The sequence below is a fragment of the Bacillus sp. V5-8f genome (assembly GCF_002863565.1).
GTDB lineage: Bacteria > Bacillota > Bacilli > Bacillales > DSM-1321 > Peribacillus.
Window position 1 is genome coordinate 35,188 of sequence record NZ_PGUW01000006.1, and the last position, 17,361, is coordinate 52,548.

General features: G+C 42.4%; 19 protein-coding genes and 2 riboswitches. All 19 genes read left to right on the forward strand.

Annotated features, from left to right (window positions below):
- Position 1 precedes the first annotated feature (1 nt).
- The 19 genes from CUU64_RS10155 to CUU64_RS10240 all read left to right on the forward strand — a co-directional run bounded on the left by CUU64_RS10155 (position 2) and on the right by CUU64_RS10240 (position 17,330).
- Positions 2-361 carry an arsenate reductase family protein gene (locus CUU64_RS10155; RefSeq protein ID WP_101633517.1) on the forward strand — a complete coding sequence of 120 codons (360 nt, stop codon included), beginning with the start codon at positions 2-4 and terminating at the stop codon, positions 359-361.
- Positions 362-434: 73 nt separating this feature from the next.
- On the forward strand, positions 435-818 hold the full coding sequence (gcvH, locus tag CUU64_RS10160; RefSeq protein WP_101633518.1) for a glycine cleavage system protein GcvH: 384 nt from the start codon (positions 435-437) through the stop codon (positions 816-818).
- A gap of 189 nt (positions 819-1,007) precedes the next feature.
- Positions 1,008-1,376 carry a toprim domain-containing protein gene (locus CUU64_RS10165; RefSeq protein WP_483861834.1) on the forward strand — a complete coding sequence of 123 codons (369 nt, stop codon included), beginning with the start codon at positions 1,008-1,010 and terminating at the stop codon, positions 1,374-1,376.
- Positions 1,377-1,382: 6 nt separating this feature from the next.
- Complete coding sequence (locus CUU64_RS10170) at positions 1,383-1,691, forward strand: thioredoxin family protein (RefSeq protein WP_101633519.1); 309 nt, start codon at positions 1,383-1,385, stop codon at positions 1,689-1,691.
- 104 nt (positions 1,692-1,795) lie between these two features.
- Positions 1,796-1,899, forward strand: a riboswitch (SAM riboswitch).
- A 108-nt stretch (positions 1,900-2,007) separates the two neighbouring features.
- Entirely contained in the window at positions 2,008-3,327 is a 1,320-nt protein-coding gene (locus CUU64_RS10175; RefSeq protein ID WP_101633520.1) for an O-acetylhomoserine aminocarboxypropyltransferase/cysteine synthase family protein, read from the forward strand.
- A 147-nt stretch (positions 3,328-3,474) separates the two neighbouring features.
- Positions 3,475-3,587: riboswitch (SAM riboswitch) on the forward strand.
- Positions 3,588-3,728: 141 nt separating this feature from the next.
- Positions 3,729-4,763, forward strand: a complete 1,035-nt coding sequence (locus tag CUU64_RS10180) for a methionine ABC transporter ATP-binding protein (protein ID WP_101633521.1) — start codon at positions 3,729-3,731, stop codon at positions 4,761-4,763.
- On the forward strand, positions 4,756-5,424 hold the full coding sequence (locus CUU64_RS10185; RefSeq protein ID WP_101633522.1) for a methionine ABC transporter permease: 669 nt from the start codon (positions 4,756-4,758) through the stop codon (positions 5,422-5,424). Before CUU64_RS10180 ends, CUU64_RS10185 begins: the two co-directional genes overlap by 8 nt.
- A 20-nt stretch (positions 5,425-5,444) precedes the next feature.
- Positions 5,445-6,284, forward strand: coding sequence for a MetQ/NlpA family ABC transporter substrate-binding protein (locus tag CUU64_RS10190; protein WP_101633523.1), 840 nt, complete (start codon positions 5,445-5,447; stop codon positions 6,282-6,284).
- A 171-nt stretch (positions 6,285-6,455) separates the two neighbouring features.
- Positions 6,456-6,818 carry a carboxymuconolactone decarboxylase family protein gene (locus CUU64_RS10195; RefSeq protein ID WP_257985478.1) on the forward strand — a complete coding sequence of 121 codons (363 nt, stop codon included), beginning with the start codon at positions 6,456-6,458 and terminating at the stop codon, positions 6,816-6,818.
- Positions 6,819-7,165: 347 nt separating this feature from the next.
- Complete coding sequence (locus CUU64_RS23340; protein WP_483861835.1) at positions 7,166-7,306, forward strand: YuzK family famiily protein; 141 nt, start codon at positions 7,166-7,168, stop codon at positions 7,304-7,306.
- A gap of 583 nt (positions 7,307-7,889) precedes the next feature.
- A complete protein-coding gene (sufC, locus tag CUU64_RS10200) occupies positions 7,890-8,675 on the forward strand; it encodes a Fe-S cluster assembly ATPase SufC (protein WP_101633524.1) in 786 nt (261 codons plus the stop codon).
- A 15-nt stretch (positions 8,676-8,690) separates the two neighbouring features.
- Positions 8,691-9,998 (forward strand): Fe-S cluster assembly protein SufD, encoded by a 1,308-nt coding sequence (gene sufD, locus CUU64_RS10205; protein ID WP_101633525.1) that lies wholly within the window; start codon positions 8,691-8,693, stop codon positions 9,996-9,998.
- Positions 9,998-11,227, forward strand: a complete 1,230-nt coding sequence (locus CUU64_RS10210; protein ID WP_101633526.1) for a cysteine desulfurase — start codon at positions 9,998-10,000, stop codon at positions 11,225-11,227. Before sufD ends, CUU64_RS10210 begins: the two co-directional genes overlap by 1 nt.
- Complete coding sequence (sufU, locus tag CUU64_RS10215) at positions 11,217-11,654, forward strand: Fe-S cluster assembly sulfur transfer protein SufU (protein ID WP_101633527.1); 438 nt, start codon at positions 11,217-11,219, stop codon at positions 11,652-11,654. The genes CUU64_RS10210 and sufU overlap by 11 nt, the downstream gene beginning before the upstream one ends.
- A 54-nt stretch (positions 11,655-11,708) precedes the next feature.
- On the forward strand, positions 11,709-13,106 hold the full coding sequence (gene sufB / locus CUU64_RS10220) for a Fe-S cluster assembly protein SufB (protein ID WP_101633528.1): 1,398 nt from the start codon (positions 11,709-11,711) through the stop codon (positions 13,104-13,106).
- A gap of 290 nt (positions 13,107-13,396) precedes the next feature.
- Entirely contained in the window at positions 13,397-14,242 is an 846-nt protein-coding gene (locus CUU64_RS10225; RefSeq protein WP_101633529.1) for a DUF72 domain-containing protein, read from the forward strand.
- Between the two features lie 66 nt (positions 14,243-14,308).
- Positions 14,309-15,688, forward strand: a complete 1,380-nt coding sequence (locus tag CUU64_RS10230) for a bifunctional metallophosphatase/5'-nucleotidase (RefSeq protein ID WP_101633530.1) — start codon at positions 14,309-14,311, stop codon at positions 15,686-15,688.
- A 63-nt stretch (positions 15,689-15,751) separates the two neighbouring features.
- Positions 15,752-16,054, forward strand: a complete 303-nt coding sequence (locus tag CUU64_RS10235; protein WP_101633531.1) for a YunC family protein — start codon at positions 15,752-15,754, stop codon at positions 16,052-16,054.
- 172 nt (positions 16,055-16,226) lie between these two features.
- The gene (locus CUU64_RS10240; protein ID WP_101633532.1) at positions 16,227-17,330 is read left to right on the forward strand and encodes an HD-GYP domain-containing protein; all 1,104 of its coding nucleotides are present in this window, start codon (positions 16,227-16,229) and stop codon (positions 17,328-17,330) included.
- Positions 17,331-17,361: the final 31 nt, after the last annotated feature.

The following is a 17,361-nucleotide window of genomic DNA, read 5'->3' on the forward strand; positions in this document are numbered from 1 at the left end:
AATGGCCTTAACATTTTATTGGTATCCAAAATGCGGAACATGCAGAAAGGCAAAAAATTGGTTAAACAGCCATGATATTCAATATACTGAAGTCCATATTGCCGAAAATCCCCCTTCCCGATCTGTAGTGGAAGATTTATACCACAACAGTGGTTTGGAATTAAAAAAGTTTTTTAATACAAGCGGACAAAAGTACAGGGAACTTGGTTTGAAGGACAAATTAAAGACTGCAACTGAAGAGGAAATGCTCGATTTATTGGCAAGCGACGGCATGCTGCTCAAAAGACCGATTGCCACTGACGGACAAAAGGTAACGGTTGGGTTTAAAGAGGAAGAGTACGAAAAAACTTGGCAATCCTAATCATTGCCAAATATATCATAATCTATTTTCATAAATAGATATACTTTATTACATATGCATGGAGGTACTAATCATGACAACACCAAAGGAACTTCTTTATTCTGAAGAGCATGAGTGGGTAAAAACGGAAGGTGATAATGTCCGTGTAGGGATTACACACTTCGCACAGTCGGAATTAGGAGATATTGTGTTTGTGGAACTTCCTGAAGTAGGCGATGAAGTTACTGCGGACCAGCCGTTTGGCAGCGTAGAATCCGTAAAAACTGTATCAGAGCTTTATGCCCCTGTTAGCGGAAAGGTTGTTGAGGTGAATGAAGACCTTAATGACAATCCAGAGTTTGTAAACGAATCTCCGTATGAAAAAGCATGGATGATTGTTATTGAGCCTTCCGACAGAAGCGAGCTTGATAACTTGATGAGTGCTGAAAAGTATGAACAAATGACGAACGAAGGATAAACAACAATGGAGAAGGCTGTTATATGCCTTCTCCATTTTTATCATACCCTTCCATGTTTTCTAAATGGCATCCCAGGGAAAAAAGGAAATCGTTTCTTGATGAAGGCGCTTGATTGTTAGGAAATCATAATAAAAACAATGTAAGTTTATTTCATTCTGCCTCTGTTTGATGGGGGTTGAAACAAGGTGATGGCAATGGAAAGCGGACTATTGGAAAAAGTGATCATTGTTGAAGGTACCTCTGACAAGAAGAAAGTGAAAAGCGTGCTAAGGGAACAAATCGAGATCATCTGTACCAATGGTACAATATCATTGGCCAGGCTAGATGAACTTGTTGACGAGTTATTTGATAAGGATGTATATATCCTTGTGGATTCAGATGAATCAGGTGAAAAATTAAGAAAACAATTCAAGCGGGAACTTCCGGAGGCTTCACATCTATACATAGATAAAATGTACAGGGAAGTTGCCTCAGCACCCGCGTATCATATAGCAACTGTATTATTAGGTGCCAATATTGATGTGAATATGGAATTCGTAGAACAAAGGATGAGTTAACACCTTATGCAGGAATGGACAGATCAGGAATTGCAAGTTGCGATACAATGGAAAAGAACCTTTTGCCTTTATTTATATACACCGATGTGCGGCACCTGCCAGGTAGCGTCCCGGATGCTTTCCATCGTGCTGGAAATGCTGCCGGATCTCACATGTGGCCAAATGAATATTAACTTTGCAAGAACCATCCCGGCCAAATATGAGATTGAAAGCGTACCCTGTCTACTGATTTTTAAAGAAGGCCAATTGGAAAGGAAAATATATGCCTTCCAATCAGTCCCATTCCTATATGAGACTCTGAAGGAATTGGTTTAAAAAGCAGGTCGCCGGGGGTGTGCCTCCCAAAATAAAATCAATTGACTGCTAAATGGAAGTATGGTATATTTTCCAGTAAATACAATTAATTGAATATTCAATTTAACTTATCAAGAGAGGCGGAGGGACTGGCCCTTTGAAGCCCGGCAACCGGTAATGACATACACGGTGCTAATTCCAGCAGAGTAATGGCTCTGGCAGATAAGGAGAGATAAAAGTCCTCTTCTTATAGAAGGGGATTTTTTGTTACTCCCGTACTGCGTGTACATAGCCGAAGGAATCTCTAAAAATGAATAAAGAAGGAGTGTGCAACAAAATGTCTGATCAGCAAAAAAACTACCGTTTCGAAACACTAAGCATCCACGGCGGTCTGGAAGCGGACCCAGTTACGGGAGCAAGGGCGTTGCCTATATATATGAGCAATGCGTACCTCTTTAAAGATACCGAACATGCCGCAAACTTATTCGGGTTAAAAGAGCCAGGTTACATTTATACCCGGATCCATAATCCGACTGTGACGACATTTGAAGAACGGGTCTCGCTGCTTGAAGGCGGGATCGGTGCCCTTGCAGTTGCAAGCGGTATGGCTGCGATCACTATGTCCATCCTGAACATTGCAGGTGCGGGTGATGATATTGTCGCCGCTTCAACTTTATACGGCGGAACGTACAATCTTTTTGCGACTACTCTTCCAAGGTATGGAATTAAGGTCCATTTTGTCGACCCTTCCGACCCTGAAAATTTTAGGACTGCCATCACACCGAACACGAAAGCGATTTTTGGGGAAACGATAGGCAATCCGAGCCTTCAAATACTAGATATTGAAAAGGTTGCAGCCATTGCTCACGAAGCAGGCATTCCGTTAATCATAGACAATACCTTTGCCACTCCTTATTTATGCCGCCCGATCGAGTTTGGGGCCGATATCGTTATTCATTCTGCAACTAAGTGGCTTCTTGGAAATGGGACGACACTGGGGGGGATTATTGTTGATGGTGGGAAGTTTGATTGGAATTCCCCTAAATTTCCGGGATTTACTGATCCAGATCAAAGCTATGGAGGAATTGTATATACAGAGGCAGTTGGAGCCGCTGCTTATATTACCAAGGCGCGTGTCCAGCTGCTCCGTGACCTCGGCCCGGCAATCAGTCCTCAGAATGCGTTCCAATTTACACTGGGGCTTGAGACCCTCCATGTGAGAATGAAAGAACATATTGCCAATACAATAAAGGTCATTGATTATTTGGAAAATCACCCTGGTGTCAAATGGGTCACCTATCCGGGAAATGTTGACCACCCTGATAAAGAACTGGCGGATAAATATTTGCCAAAAGGCGCGGGTTCTGTCGTTGTTTTTGGCATTGAAGGCGGAAAAGAAGCCGGCGCCAAATTAATCAACGCTATTAGACTATGGTCTCATGTGGCCAATGTGGGAGATGCGAAAAGCCTGATCATCCATCCCGCAAGTACAACCCATCAGCAGTTGAATGCCGGCGACCTTATCAAATCTGGAGTGAGTGAAGATTTGGTCCGATTGTCGGTAGGCATTGAAAACGCAGAAGACTTAATTGAGGACCTGGAGCAGGGCCTCCAAAAGGCGACAGGCCAGGTATCGCTTGTAGCGAGGTCAACATAAAACGACCATAGACGCATAATAGTTAAAACAAAGAAATTTTGCTAAATATATGAATACAGCCATATGCATTGACACTCTCTCTTTTACCATGATAAAATCACTACCATAATAAAAAATGAACTTATTAAAAAATTCATATAGTTACTGCTCTTATCAAGAGAGGTGGAGGGATGTGCCCGATGAAGCCCGGCAACCGGCAAAGTGTGATAACTTTGAAAAGGTGCCAATTCACACAAAGCGGACGCTTTGGAAGATGAGAGAAAGGCTTACGATTAATATGCCTTTCTGCTCATGCAGAAAGGCCTTTTTCATTGTCGTGCCTTCACCTTTCAAAGGTCGCTAGACGAAGAGATTACTATATACTAAGTTCATAGCTTTCATTGGAGAAGAGGTGAGTTCAGGTGATTACACTTTCAAAAGTGAGTAAAATATTTCGTTCCGGTTTTGGCTCAGGGGAAACAATTAAAGCGGTTGATAATGTCAATTTGACAATCAACCAGGGAGAAATCTTTGGAATTATCGGGTATAGCGGGGCCGGAAAAAGCACGCTGATCCGGATGCTTAATGGCTTGGAGACCCCCACTGAAGGTACAGTCGTTGTAGCGGAAAATGAAGTATCCAAAATAAAAGGGGCACAGCTGAGACGTGCAAGGCAGGAAATCTCGATGATTTTCCAGCACTTCAATTTGCTTTGGTCCCGGACTGTCCATGAAAATATTTCATTCCCTTTGGAAATCGCCGGAGTACCAAAAGAAGAACGCGACGCCAGGGTAAAGGAGCTTATTCAATTGGTCGGCCTCGAGGGAAGAGGAGATGCATACCCTTCCCAGTTGAGCGGGGGTCAAAAACAGCGGGTAGGCATAGCCAGGGCGCTTGCTAATAATCCAAAAGTTTTGCTTTGCGATGAAGCGACTTCAGCATTGGATCCCCAAACAACGGATTCAATCCTGGAACTGCTTGTCGATATTAATAAACGACTCGGTCTAACTATTGTTCTAATCACTCATGAAATGCATGTTATCAGGAAAATCTGCCATCGCGTTGCAGTCATGGAAAGTGGACGTATTGTAGAAATCGGACCGGTTTTGGATGTATTCAGAAATCCGGTTGAACAGATTACGAAACGATTTGTACAGCAAGTTACGGAACCTGAAGAAACAAAGGAAACAATTTCCCATTTATTACAACGCTACCCTAAAGGGAAAGTCATCCAGCTTAGCTTTGTTGGGGAAAACGCCGAGAGTCCCCTAATAACCAACTTGATCCGTAAATTTCAGCTTGATGTGAATATCGTTCAAGGGAAAATTTCACAAACACAAAATGGGGCATACGGGACATTATTTGTACATGTAGATGGTAAGAGCGAAGAAATCGCCCGCGCACTGGAATATATTAAAGCTCAGCAAGTTGGCGTGGAGGTGATTTCAAATGACTGAGGAATTACTGCCTAACGTGGAATGGGACCGAATTATCGAAGCTACAAATCAAACATTGTATATGACTGCCATATCAGTTGTTGCAACCTTTGTTTTAGGAATTTTACTTGGTTTGATCCTGTTTTTGACCTCAAAGGACAATATTTGGGAAAATCGGTTTGTCAATGTCATCATCAGTGCATTCGTTAATATCTTCAGATCGATTCCCTTTATTATATTAATCGTATTGCTTATCCCATTTACTAAGGCGATCATGCAAACAATGATTGGGGAAAATGCGGCATTGCCTGCATTGATTATCGGCGCGGCACCGTTTTATGCCCGTTTGGTTGAAATTGGGCTTCGGGAAATCGATAAAGGGGTAATTGAAGCGGCTAAATCAATGGGTGCCAAAACAGGAACTATTATCTGGAAGGTTTTGCTTCCAGAATCAATGCCAGCATTGGTATCAGGCATTACCGTAACTGCTATAGCATTAGTAGGTTATACAGCTATGGCGGGTGTTATTGGAGCAGGAGGCCTTGGCAACCTGGCATACCTGGATGGCTACCAGCGTAATCATAATGATGTAACAGTGGTAGCTACTATTATCATTTTAATACTAGTCTTCATCCTTCAATTTGTAGGAGACTTTATTACTTCAAAGCTTGATAAAAGATAAAAAAATAGGAGATGATTCACATGAAGAAATTGTTAAGCCTTGCATTCATTCTAGTATTGTCAATTGTTCTGGCTGCATGCGGCTCAGGTAATGAGTCAAGCGGAGGAGGCAGTAAAGAAAGCGAAACAACCAAATTGGTTGTTGGTGCATCAAACGTGCCTCATGCTGAAATCCTTGAAGAAGCTCAGCCGTTGCTTAAGGAAAAGGGAATTGAGCTTGAAATCAAGCCGTTCCAGGATTATATTTTGCCAAATAAAGCTTTGGATGAAAAGGAGCTTGACGCTAACTACTTCCAGCACATTCCTTACCTTGAAGCACAAATGAAAGAACATGGCTATAAATTTGCTAATGCTGGCGGCATCCATATCGAACCTATTGGAATCTATTCTAAGAAGTACAAAAAACTAGAAGACCTTCCAAAAGGTGCAACAATCATCATGAGCAGTTCTGTGGCTGACCATGGCCGTGCGCTTTCTATGCTTGAAGCAAAAGGCGTGATCACGCTTAAAGAAGGCATTGATAAAACAACTGCTACTACTAAAGACATCGTGAAAAATGAAAAGGGCCTAAAATTTAAGACTGATATCGAAGCATCCCTTTTACCACAGGTTTATGAAAACAATGAAGGTGATGCTGTATTAATCAACTCTAACTATGCAATTGATGCAGGCTTGAATCCTGTAAAAGATTCAATCGCAATTGAAGATTCAAAGTCACCGTATGTTAACGTCATTGCCGTGAGAGCAGGGGACGAAAATAAAGAAGCAATCAAATCACTTGTAGAAGTTTTACGCTCTGAGAAGATCCAGGAATTCATTAAAAAAGAATATAAAGGTGCAGTGCTTCCTGTAAGTGAATAAAAGATATAGAAAACTCGCCAAAAGGCGAGTTTTCTATAGTTAAAATATGCGTTTTTTACCTTGCGGTTCTCCGGAACGGCTTTTTTATTTCTTTCATGCAGGAACTCAAGAATATATATAGCCCCTCTGGAAATACTATACACGACATTCACTCCAAGGAGCTGATTTAAATTGAGTAATGAACCGACAAATCCTTCCGAGGCTGCCATCCATGAATATAAAGAGGGCCTTGGAGTATTTATGCAGAAAATGCCGGATCTTGCGCAGCATTATAATGCCTTTACAGAAGCTTGCTTTAGGGAAGGGACTCTTAGTTATAAAGAGAAACAACTAATCGCACTAGGCATAAGTGTCTACTCCCAAGATGAATATTGTATTTTGTACCATGTGAAAGGATGTCTTGATCACGGAGCCAGCGAACAAGAGATTATGGAAGCGATTGGTGTTTCTGCTGCATTTGGAGGAGGAGCTGTCATGAGCCAGGCAGTGACTCTAGTCCAGGATGCTATCCAGGAATTGTCCGGGCTTCATTGACAAAAACTAAGTGGAATGCTGTGTTCCAAACTACAGTTATTCCACTTAGTTTTTTTATTGATGCAAACCATAGTATATTTTGAACATTCCTCCTAGGTTTATAGGTCCTTAAAAAGAATCAAATAGTAAAATTGCGGAAATTAGAGGATTTTGGAGTAATTATATGTTTTCCAGGTTTTTAGGTTAGTGCGGCGGCATTTTTTATGTTTATTGATAGATCATTGGGGTATAAGGACTTTGTGTGCAAAAATATGCAATGATAGAATAAACAAAGATTGAACTATGGAAAGGATTGATTCATTATCAACTCTCTAGATTTAAACGTTACTAGCGAAATGGAAAAGGCGATGCAGCAGTCCCATGGATTTGGATACAGCGAATACAGCAGGAAATTAGATCTCCGTATCCAGGTAGAAAAACGTAGACAAAGAGAGTATGAACAATGCAATCGAATGGTAAACAATCTCCAGCGCAGGCTTCACCCGTAAGTTTGCTTAAGTAAACAAGAAGGCTCGCCAAATGGCGGGTTTTCTTTATTTTCCTTGCAAACTAAGTATGTATAACTTGTCAGCACCTATGTTCAAGATTGTAGCGGCAAAGTTTCAGAGTGAAGGTAGAACACAGGGTGATGACACCACGTCCTGTGACAATGCCTGTGTTACCCGCATGCTCTCAAAGCTGCCGCTTTGTTCCGTGGGATGTGTCGCTGCTGAAGCCTTCCCTTGTCCAGTGTGCCTAAGTCCCCCTCTGTCTTCGCCTTTTTAAGGCTTGCCAATCGGGGAGTTTTCTTTAAAAGTTTAGAATGAAGACCCTTGCAATTACAAAAGCTATGACATGCGAATTAACAGTAAATAGAAGTTTCTGCAGGTAAAGGAGCAATCGAACGACGGTTTTATTTTTTACTACTACGTCTGTAGGGGAAAATCAGCTTTTATTAGTTGCTTCCAATTTTCATTTGTTATAAGATTGTAATGAGAATAAAATGAGAATGATCACCAAACATTAGCAATAGAAGGAGAGCATACGGCTGTCCATGCTATAAATAAGGAATTAGTCCACGGAGGTATTAAAATGGCAGGTTCTACATTAACTATCAAAGATCTACATGTTTCAATCGAAGGCAAGGAAATCCTGAAAGGGGTTAACCTTGAGGTAAAAGGTGGGGAAATCCACGCAATCATGGGACCGAACGGAACGGGGAAATCCACGTTGTCTTCTGCAATCATGGGACACCCAAAATATGAAGTAACAAGCGGAAGCATTACTTTCGACGGTGAAGATGTGCTTGAAATGGAAGTTGATGAGCGCGCTCGTGTAGGTCTCTTCCTTGCAATGCAATACCCAAGCGAAATTAATGGTGTTACCAATGCAGATTTCCTTCGTTCAGCGATTAACAGCCGCCGTGAGGAAGGCGATGAAATTTCATTAATGAAGTTCATCCGTAAAATGGACGAAAAGATGGAATTCCTTGAAATGAGCGAAGATATGGCGCAGCGCTACCTAAATGAAGGTTTTTCCGGCGGTGAAAAGAAACGGAATGAAATCCTGCAGCTTATGATGATCGAGCCGAAAATTGCAATTCTGGACGAAATTGATTCAGGTCTGGACATCGATGCCCTTAAAGTAGTTTCAAAAGGGATCAATGAAATGCGTGGGGAAGATTTCGGTTGCTTGATTATTACTCACTATCAGCGTCTATTAAATTATATTACTCCTGATTACGTACACGTAATGATGCAAGGCCGAGTAGTAAAATCCGGCGGACCTGAGCTTGCGCAACGCCTGGAAGCGGAAGGGTACGATTGGATTAAACAAGAATTAGGGATCGAAGACGAAACAGTTGGCCAAGAAGCGTAAACAGGAGGACCAGAAATGACTACGGAAACGAAACTACCGATCGAACAGGAGACTATCAGCTCCTATTCACAGCAAAACAATGAACCATCCTGGCTTACGGAGCTTCGAGTTCAGTCACTGGCTGAATTTGAAAATCTTCCGATGCCAAAACCGGATAAAACAAAAATAGACAAATGGAATTTCACTTCTTTTAAATCCCATACAGTCGAGAGCCAGACGTTCTCTTCATTGGAAGAGCTTCCGGAAGAAGTGAAGTCATTGATTAATATAGAAGAAGCGGGCAACCTTTACATTCAACGTAATAATACAGCAGCCTTCATCAGCCTGAATGAAGATTTAAAGAATCAAGGTGTAATTTTCACTGATATTTTAACGGCAGCACGTGAACATAGTGACCTTGTCCAAAAGTATTTCATGAAGGACGGAGTAAAAGTAAATGAGCATCGTCTTGCTGCGCTCCATGCTGCCTTGATGAATGGCGGAGCTTTCCTTTATGTTCCTAAAAACGTGGAAGTAAGCGAGCCAATCCAATCTGTATTTATTGCGGATAATGCAGATGCTGCATTGTTTAATCACGTACTGGTAGTGGCAGATACCAATAGCTCTGTAACTTATGTAGAGAACTATATCTCTACAGTTGAAGCAGAGAACGGTGTAGCCAATATCATCACTGAAGTAATCGCTGGCGATAATGCAAAGGTTGCATACGGTGCGGTGGATACCTTATCCAAAGGATATACCACTTATGTAAACCGCCGTGGTGTTGCCGGCCGCGACGCTCGCATTGAATGGGCGCTTGGCCTAATGAATGACGGCGATACCATTTCTGACAATACAACCTATCTGATCGGAGACGGTTCATTCGGTGACACGAAAACCGTAGTTGTCGGACGTGGAGAACAAAAGCAAAACTTTACAACAAAAGTAATTCACTTCGGCAAGCGTTCAGAGGGATATATTTTGAAGCACGGTGTAATGAAGGACAGTGCATCCTCTATTTTTAACGGAATTGGCAAAATTGAGCATGGCGCGTCTAAATCAAATGCTGAACAGGAATCACGTGTCCTGATGTTAAGCGAAAAAGCACGAGGGGATGCTAACCCAATCCTTCTTATTGATGAAGACGATGTAACAGCGGGACATGCCGCTTCTGTCGGCCGAGTGGACCCAGTCCAGCTTTATTATTTAATGAGCCGTGGAATACCAAAGCAAGAGGCTGAAAGGCTTGTCATCCATGGTTTCCTTGCACCGGTTGTTAATCAACTTCCTATCGAAGGAGTTAAAAAGCAGCTGACAGAGGTAATTGAAAGGAAAGTCAGATAATGAACCCATACGAAATTCGTAAGCTTTTCCCTATATTGGATCAGGAAGTGAATGGCCAGCCGCTAGTTTATCTTGATAGCGCCGCAACATCGCAAAAGCCTGTATCTGTCATTAAGGCAGTCGAGGAATATTACCGCACTTACAATTCAAACGTGCATCGTGGGGTGCATACACTTGGCACGAAAGCTACGGATGCGTATGAAGGATCACGTGAAAAGGCCAGGAAATTCATCAACGCAGCTTCTACGGAAGAAATTATTTTTACTAGAGGAACAACCACCTCCCTCAACACAGTAGCAAGAAGCTATGGCGGGGCCAATCTCTCAGAAGGGGATGAAATTGTCATCTCCTACATGGAGCACCACAGCAATATTATCCCTTGGCAGCAGATTGCCAAGGAAACAGGTGCCAGCCTGAAGTATGTGCCTCTTCAGGAGGATGGCACGATTTCTCTTGACAATATGGAACAAACCGTTACGGAACGTACCAAAATTGTATCAATCATGCATGTTTCCAATGTTCTTGGTGTGATTAATCCCATTAAAGAAATTGCGGCGATCGCCCATCGAAATGGGGCTATAATGGTTGTTGACGGTGCGCAAAGTGCTCCGCATCTTAAAATTGATGTGCGTGATTTGAATTGTGATTTCTATGCCTTCTCAGGCCATAAGATGGTTGGCCCTACAGGCATAGGGGTATTATATGGAAAGAAAGAACATCTTGAAAAAATGGAGCCGATCGAATTCGGCGGAGAAATGATTGATTTTGTAGGTTTGTACGAATCTACTTGGAAAGAGCTGCCGTGGAAATTCGAAGGTGGTACACCAATCATTGCAGGTGCAATCGGGCTCGGAGCAGCGATTGACTTCCTGGAAGAGGTTGGTTTGGATAACATCGAAGCCCATGAGCATAAACTGGCAGCATACGCACTGGAAAAGATGTCAGCAATCGAAGGCCTAACGATTTATGGACCTAACGATGCGAGCCAGCGTGCAGGGGTTGTGACATTTAATATAGAAGATGTCCATCCGCATGATGTGGCAACCGTATTGGATGCTGAAGGAATAGCTGTGCGGGCAGGCCATCATTGTGCGCAGCCTCTTATGAAATGGCTTGATGTTTCAGCAACGGCAAGAGCGAGCTTTTATCTGTACAATACGGAAGAAGACATTGATAAGCTTGTCGAAGGGCTTGTCAAAACAAAGGAGTATTTCAGCAATGTCTTTTAATAATCTGGATGCCCTATACCGTCAAGTCATCATGGACCATTACAAGAATCCCCGTAACAAGGGTGCATTACAGGATGGAAGCCTTGTAGTCGATATGAACAACCCTACATGCGGCGATAGGATACGGTTAACGATGAAAGTGGAAGACGGAAAAGTGGCCGACACGAAGTTCGATGGCGAAGGCTGTTCAATCTCCATGAGCTCAGCTTCGATGATGACACAAGCGATAAAAGGGAAAGATACGGAAACAGCGTTGAAACTGTCAAGGATTTTCTCTGAAATGATCCAGGGCAAAGATTTTGATAACGATGGTTTGGACCTTGGAGATATTGAAGCCCTTCAAGGGGTTTCTAAATTCCCTGCGCGCATTAAATGTGCAACACTTGCATGGAAGGCAATGGAAAAAGGCCTGCAGGAGAATAAATAAGAAAGCAGCATGTCGCATTAGGCGGCTGCTTTCGAGAAATGGAGGAAACGAGCTATGGCAAAGAAAATGCCTGAGATCGGTGATTATAAATATGGCTTTGCGGATAGAGATGTTTCTATTTTCCGCTCAAAGCGTGGCTTAACCAGGGAAATCGTTGAAGAAATTTCCCGTATGAAAGAAGAACCACAATGGATGCTTGATTTCCGTTTGAAATCATTAGAGCATTTCTACAACATGCCAATGCCGCAATGGGGCGGAGATTTAGCCAGCTTAAACTTCGATGAAATCACTTACTATGTAAAACCTTCCGAGAAATCGGAAAAATCATGGGATGAGGTTCCGGAAGAAATTAAGCAGACATTTGATAAGCTTGGAATTCCAGAAGCTGAACAAAAGTATTTGGCAGGGGTATCTGCACAGTACGAGTCCGAAGTTGTATATCACAACATGAAGGAAGACCTTGAAGCACTTGGGATCGTGTTTAAGGATACTGATTCTGCATTGAAGGAAAATGAGGACATCTTCCGCGAACACTGGGCAAAGGTTATCCCTCCCACTGACAACAAATTTGCTGCCCTGAATTCTGCTGTTTGGTCTGGCGGATCTTTCATCTACGTACCAAAAGGTGTAAAGGTTGATACGCCTCTTCAAGCGTACTTCCGTATCAATTCAGAAAACATGGGTCAATTCGAACGGACGCTGATCATCGTTGATGAAGGCGCGCACGTGCATTATGTAGAGGGCTGTACAGCACCGGTATACACAACAAACTCACTTCATAGTGCGGTAGTTGAAATCATCATCAAGAAAGATGCATACTGCCGCTACACTACAATCCAAAACTGGGCAAACAATGTTTACAATCTTGTTACTAAGCGTGCAGTTTGTGAAGCAAATGCCACAATGGAGTGGATTGATGGCAATATCGGTTCCAAGCTGACAATGAAGTATCCTGCGGTTATCCTTAAAGGTGAAGGTGCTCGCGGTATGACATTATCCATTGCAATTGCAGGTAAAGGCCAGCACCAGGATGCGGGTGCCAAAATGACTCACCTTGCACCAAATACATCTTCAACGATTGTATCTAAATCCATCTCCAAACAAGGTGGTAAAGTTACGTATCGCGGTATTGTCCACTTCGGACGCAAAGCTGAAGGCGCCCGTGCCAATATCGAATGCGACACATTGATCATGGATAATCAGTCTACATCCGATACAATTCCATATAATGAGATCCTGAACGATAACATTTCGTTAGAGCATGAAGCGAAGGTTTCCAAGGTATCCGAGGAACAATTGTTCTACCTAATGAGCCGTGGAATTTCAGAGCAGGAAGCTACGGAAATGATTGTAATGGGCTTTATCGAACCATTCACTAAAGAGCTTCCAATGGAATATGCAGTCGAAATGAACCGCTTGATCAAGTTTGAAATGGAAGGATCTATCGGTTAATAAAATAATTTACGTTATACAAACCCGCTGGAGTACCTTCAGCGGGTTTTATTGTAGTATGATATAGAAACTATAAATGTTTGTTTATATGGCAGAACGCTGGCTAAGTGGGCTACATCCTGTGGAAATGCCTCTTTGGCAACATCCTCACAGAGCTTCCGCTTTGACTTGTGTGATGTAAAGCTGCCGAAGCCTTCCTTGTCGTGTGGGCCAAACCTTGTATTAGCAGACTCTAGAGTTTCCTATGTTAAGATAAGGTGTAAAATTTTTGAAAGCAGATGTGATATGAGATGATATATATCGGGGTTACAGGATGGGGCGACCAAGATAGCTTGTATCCGGATAAGATTTCTCCGAGGGATAAACTAAAGGAATATGCTGTGCACTTTCCAATTGTCGAACTTGATGCTTCTTTTTACGCAATTCAGCCAAAAAGGAATACTGAAAAGTGGGTTTTGGACACGCCTCAATCATTTCAGTTCATTGTTAAGGCTTACCAAGGAATGACTGGGCATGAGCGTGGGGAAATACCATTCTCGAATAAACAGGAGATGTTTTCTTCGTTTACCGACTCTCTTCAACCATTGAAAGACGCTGGGAAACTATCGATGGTACTGTTCCAGTTTCCTCCATGGTTTGATTGCAAAAAAGAAAACGTTGATTATCTGCGCTGGTGTAAGCATGAGATGGGAGATATACCAGTTGCGCTCGAGTTTCGTAATAATACTTGGTACCAAACCAGGTTCTATGATCAGACACTTACATTTATTGAAGAAGAAGGCTGGATTCATACAATTTGTGATGAACCGCAAATTGGTGAAGGCTCTGTACCAATCGTGTTGAAAGCCACAGATCAAGAAAAAACACTTGTCCGCTTTCATGGACGCAATACGAGCGGCTGGAAAGCGCCAGCCGCAGGCAACTGGCGCGATGTGCGTTATTTATATAGGTATAACAGAAAAGAACTTGAAGATTGGGCAGAAATGTTAAGAAAGCTTGAAAAACAGTCTAAAAATATCTATGTTTTATTTAATAATAATTCAGGCGGAGACGCGGCAGATAATGCAAAGGAAATGATCCGCCTTCTTGATATAAAATATGAAGGGCTAGCCCCAAGGCAGCTTGGTTTGTTTTAATTGAAAAGGATTCCCTGGCTAAGACTGTCGTCTTAGATGGGGTTTTAGTGAATAGAGGGAGTAAATATGTCTGAAACTATCCATTTATATCATACTAATGACCTTCACAGCCATTTTGAAAATTGGCCAAGAATTAAACAGCTACTCTCTGAAAGGAAAGAGCTGCACAAAGAAGTTGGAGAAGAAACGATATGCCTTGACATCGGCGATCATGTGGATCGCTGGCACCCATTTACCGAAGGAACGTTAGGAAAAGTAAATGTGGGTCTGTTAAACGAAGCGGGCTACCATTATGCCGCAATCGGAAATAATGAAGGGATCACCCTGGCCCATGAAGACTTGGATTCCTTATATAATGCTGCCGAATTTAAAGTTCTTGCCGCCAATATCTATCAACCTGGGGGGGAAAGGCCCGGGTGGGCTCTTCCTTATACAATACATATAACCCTAAAGGGAACTAGGATTGGTATGATAGGCTTGACCGCTTTTTTCAAAAAGTTCTATGAGAATTTAGGATGGAGTCTTTCCGAGCCCTTTGAGGAGCTAAGCAGGCAGTTGCATATATTAAAGGATCAGTGCGATTTTATCGTCGTCCTCTCACATCTTGGCCTGCCCAACGATGAAAGGATGGCTAGAGATTTCCCGGAAATTGATATTATTCTGGGCGGCCATACACACCATATCCTCCATAACGGCAGGCAGGAGGGAAATTCTCTTCTATGCTGTGCAGGGAAATTTGGGATGTATGTAGGGCATGTTGAAATCAGGGTTGATGATAGGAACAGAGTGGTTCAGAAAACTGCCCGCTTATATGATACCAATGAACTTCCGGAGCTTCCTGGCGAAAGAGCATGGATTGATAATCTATATGTAAAAGGCCGTGAACAATTGCAGGAGACATGCGTCTCGCTTCCGGAAAACCTGGAATCTGAATGGTTTAAGCCTTCCCGCCTATCTAAAATGCTTTGTGAAGCCGTAAGGGAATGGTGTAGAGCTGATTGTGCGTTTTTAAATGCAGGTCTTTTGTTGGAAGGGCTTCCTGCAGGAGAAGTAACAAATGGGGATATTCATCAAATACTCCCACATCCTATTAATCCGTGCGTTGTCGAGTTAAGTGGAAGTGAGTTGAAGGAAATTCTGATTCAGTCATTAAACGAAGAATGGCCGCACATTCAGTTGAAAGGATTTGGTTTCAGGGGAAAGATTATGGGAATCATTGTGTATGACCACGTTGAGTTTATAAAAACGGAAAACGGAAAGATACGTGATGTACTGATAGATGGAAAGGAACTCACCCAGGATCGCCGTTATAAACTAGCCATTCCAGATATGTATACGTTTGGTTCGTTCTTCCCGCAAATTCAGCGGTCTAAGCACAAGGAATACTTCATGCCTGAATTCTTGAGGGACATTATGGCGTGGAAGCTTAAGAGGACATATTCCTGACATCTGGCACCCTTCGTTTATTCATTTCATAAAATAGAGATGAAGAGGGAGGGAGCGGTGCAAATGATAAATGTAACCCCCATTGTAATTGAAGGAAAAACATTCCTGGGCATTTCCGTTTTGCTGCCAAAAACAAACTTAATCGCGATCTCATCTGAAAAAGGGTACATCATGTGCGGCGCGTTAGATATTGGACTCCTAAACGACCGGTTAAAGGACCGAAAGATCATTGCTGGAAGAGCCGTGGGAGTGAAAACGCTGGAGGAATTGATGGATGCCCCTTTAGAATCTGTCACGCATGAAGCGGTAAAACTCGGGATAACAATTGGAATGCAAGGAAAGAAAGCTTTATTAAAAATGCATTAATTCGGTAAATGGATGGACTGCCAGAGCTTTAAGGTTTGGTATTCCATCTTTTTTTGTTTTTAAGAAATTAACTTCATACTTAACACACTGTGACCGATAAAACTAATAAAGGCTTTGTCGTAATAGCAGATGCCCGACATAGTCAATTTGAAGGTAAACAGGAGTGCCGGACATGAGATTAATAACTACTGAATCACTCACGCAAGGGATGAGGCTTGGAAAAAGTATTAGAAATGAACGCGGTCAAATCCTATTAAACGAAGGCATCCAACTAAATGAGAAATTGATTCGGCGGTTGAAGGAGCTTGGTATCCCTTTTGTCTACATACAAGAACCGAGAACAGAACATATTAAGCCTGGTAAGAGCATTTCTGAAACGTTAAGAAGAGAAGCAATCGGTACGATTGAAAATACGTTTGTAGACCTACAGAAACACGATTCGCTATCTAGTTCATTTGTTATTGAAAAAGCCTACAGGCATTTATCGAACTTAATTCGCGATATTATGAATGAAATACGCGGCAACCAGGAATTGTTAACATTGCTTGCGGACGTCTTTATATACGATAATTATATCTTCACCCATTCATTGAATGTAACCCTATATTCCCTGGCGATCGGGATGGAGTTAAAGTTAAAACCAAAGCAAATGGAAATACTCGGGCTTGGGGCCATACTCCATGATGTCGGGAAAATGCTCATTCCGATTGAAATTCTAATGAAGCCCGGCCGTCTCACAAAGGAAGAATTTGAAGAAATAAAAAAGCATTCCGAGACTGGCTTTCATCTTCTTAGAAACGTTCCGACCATTCCTCTGCTTGTGGCCCACTGCGCTTATCAGCACCATGAGAGGCTTGATGGCTCAGGGTATCCACGCGGGCTAATCGGTGATGATATCCATTTCTTTGGCAAAATTATTGCTGTTGCAGATGTATTTGATGCTGTTACATCAAATAGGGTGTACCGTTCTGCCATGCTTCCGCATGAAGGACTTGAGATATTATATGCTGGCTCGGGAATCCAATTCGAGAAGAAAATAGTTGAGGCGTTTAGACGCGCTGTCGCCGTTTACCCGAATGGTTTGGGTGTGACTCTAAATGACGGTCGTAAGGGTATTGTATCCCGCCAGAATGTGGGCTGCAGTGACAGGCCTGTGATTTCGATTCTTGAAGAAAAGGGACAAAATCTTGAAACTCCATATGAACTGGATTTAAATACTCATAATCATATGGTTATCACTAGCTGTGATACGACTCAGGCCAAAATAAACAGTTAAATCTCAAATAAAATGAGGATTAGCCGGAAAA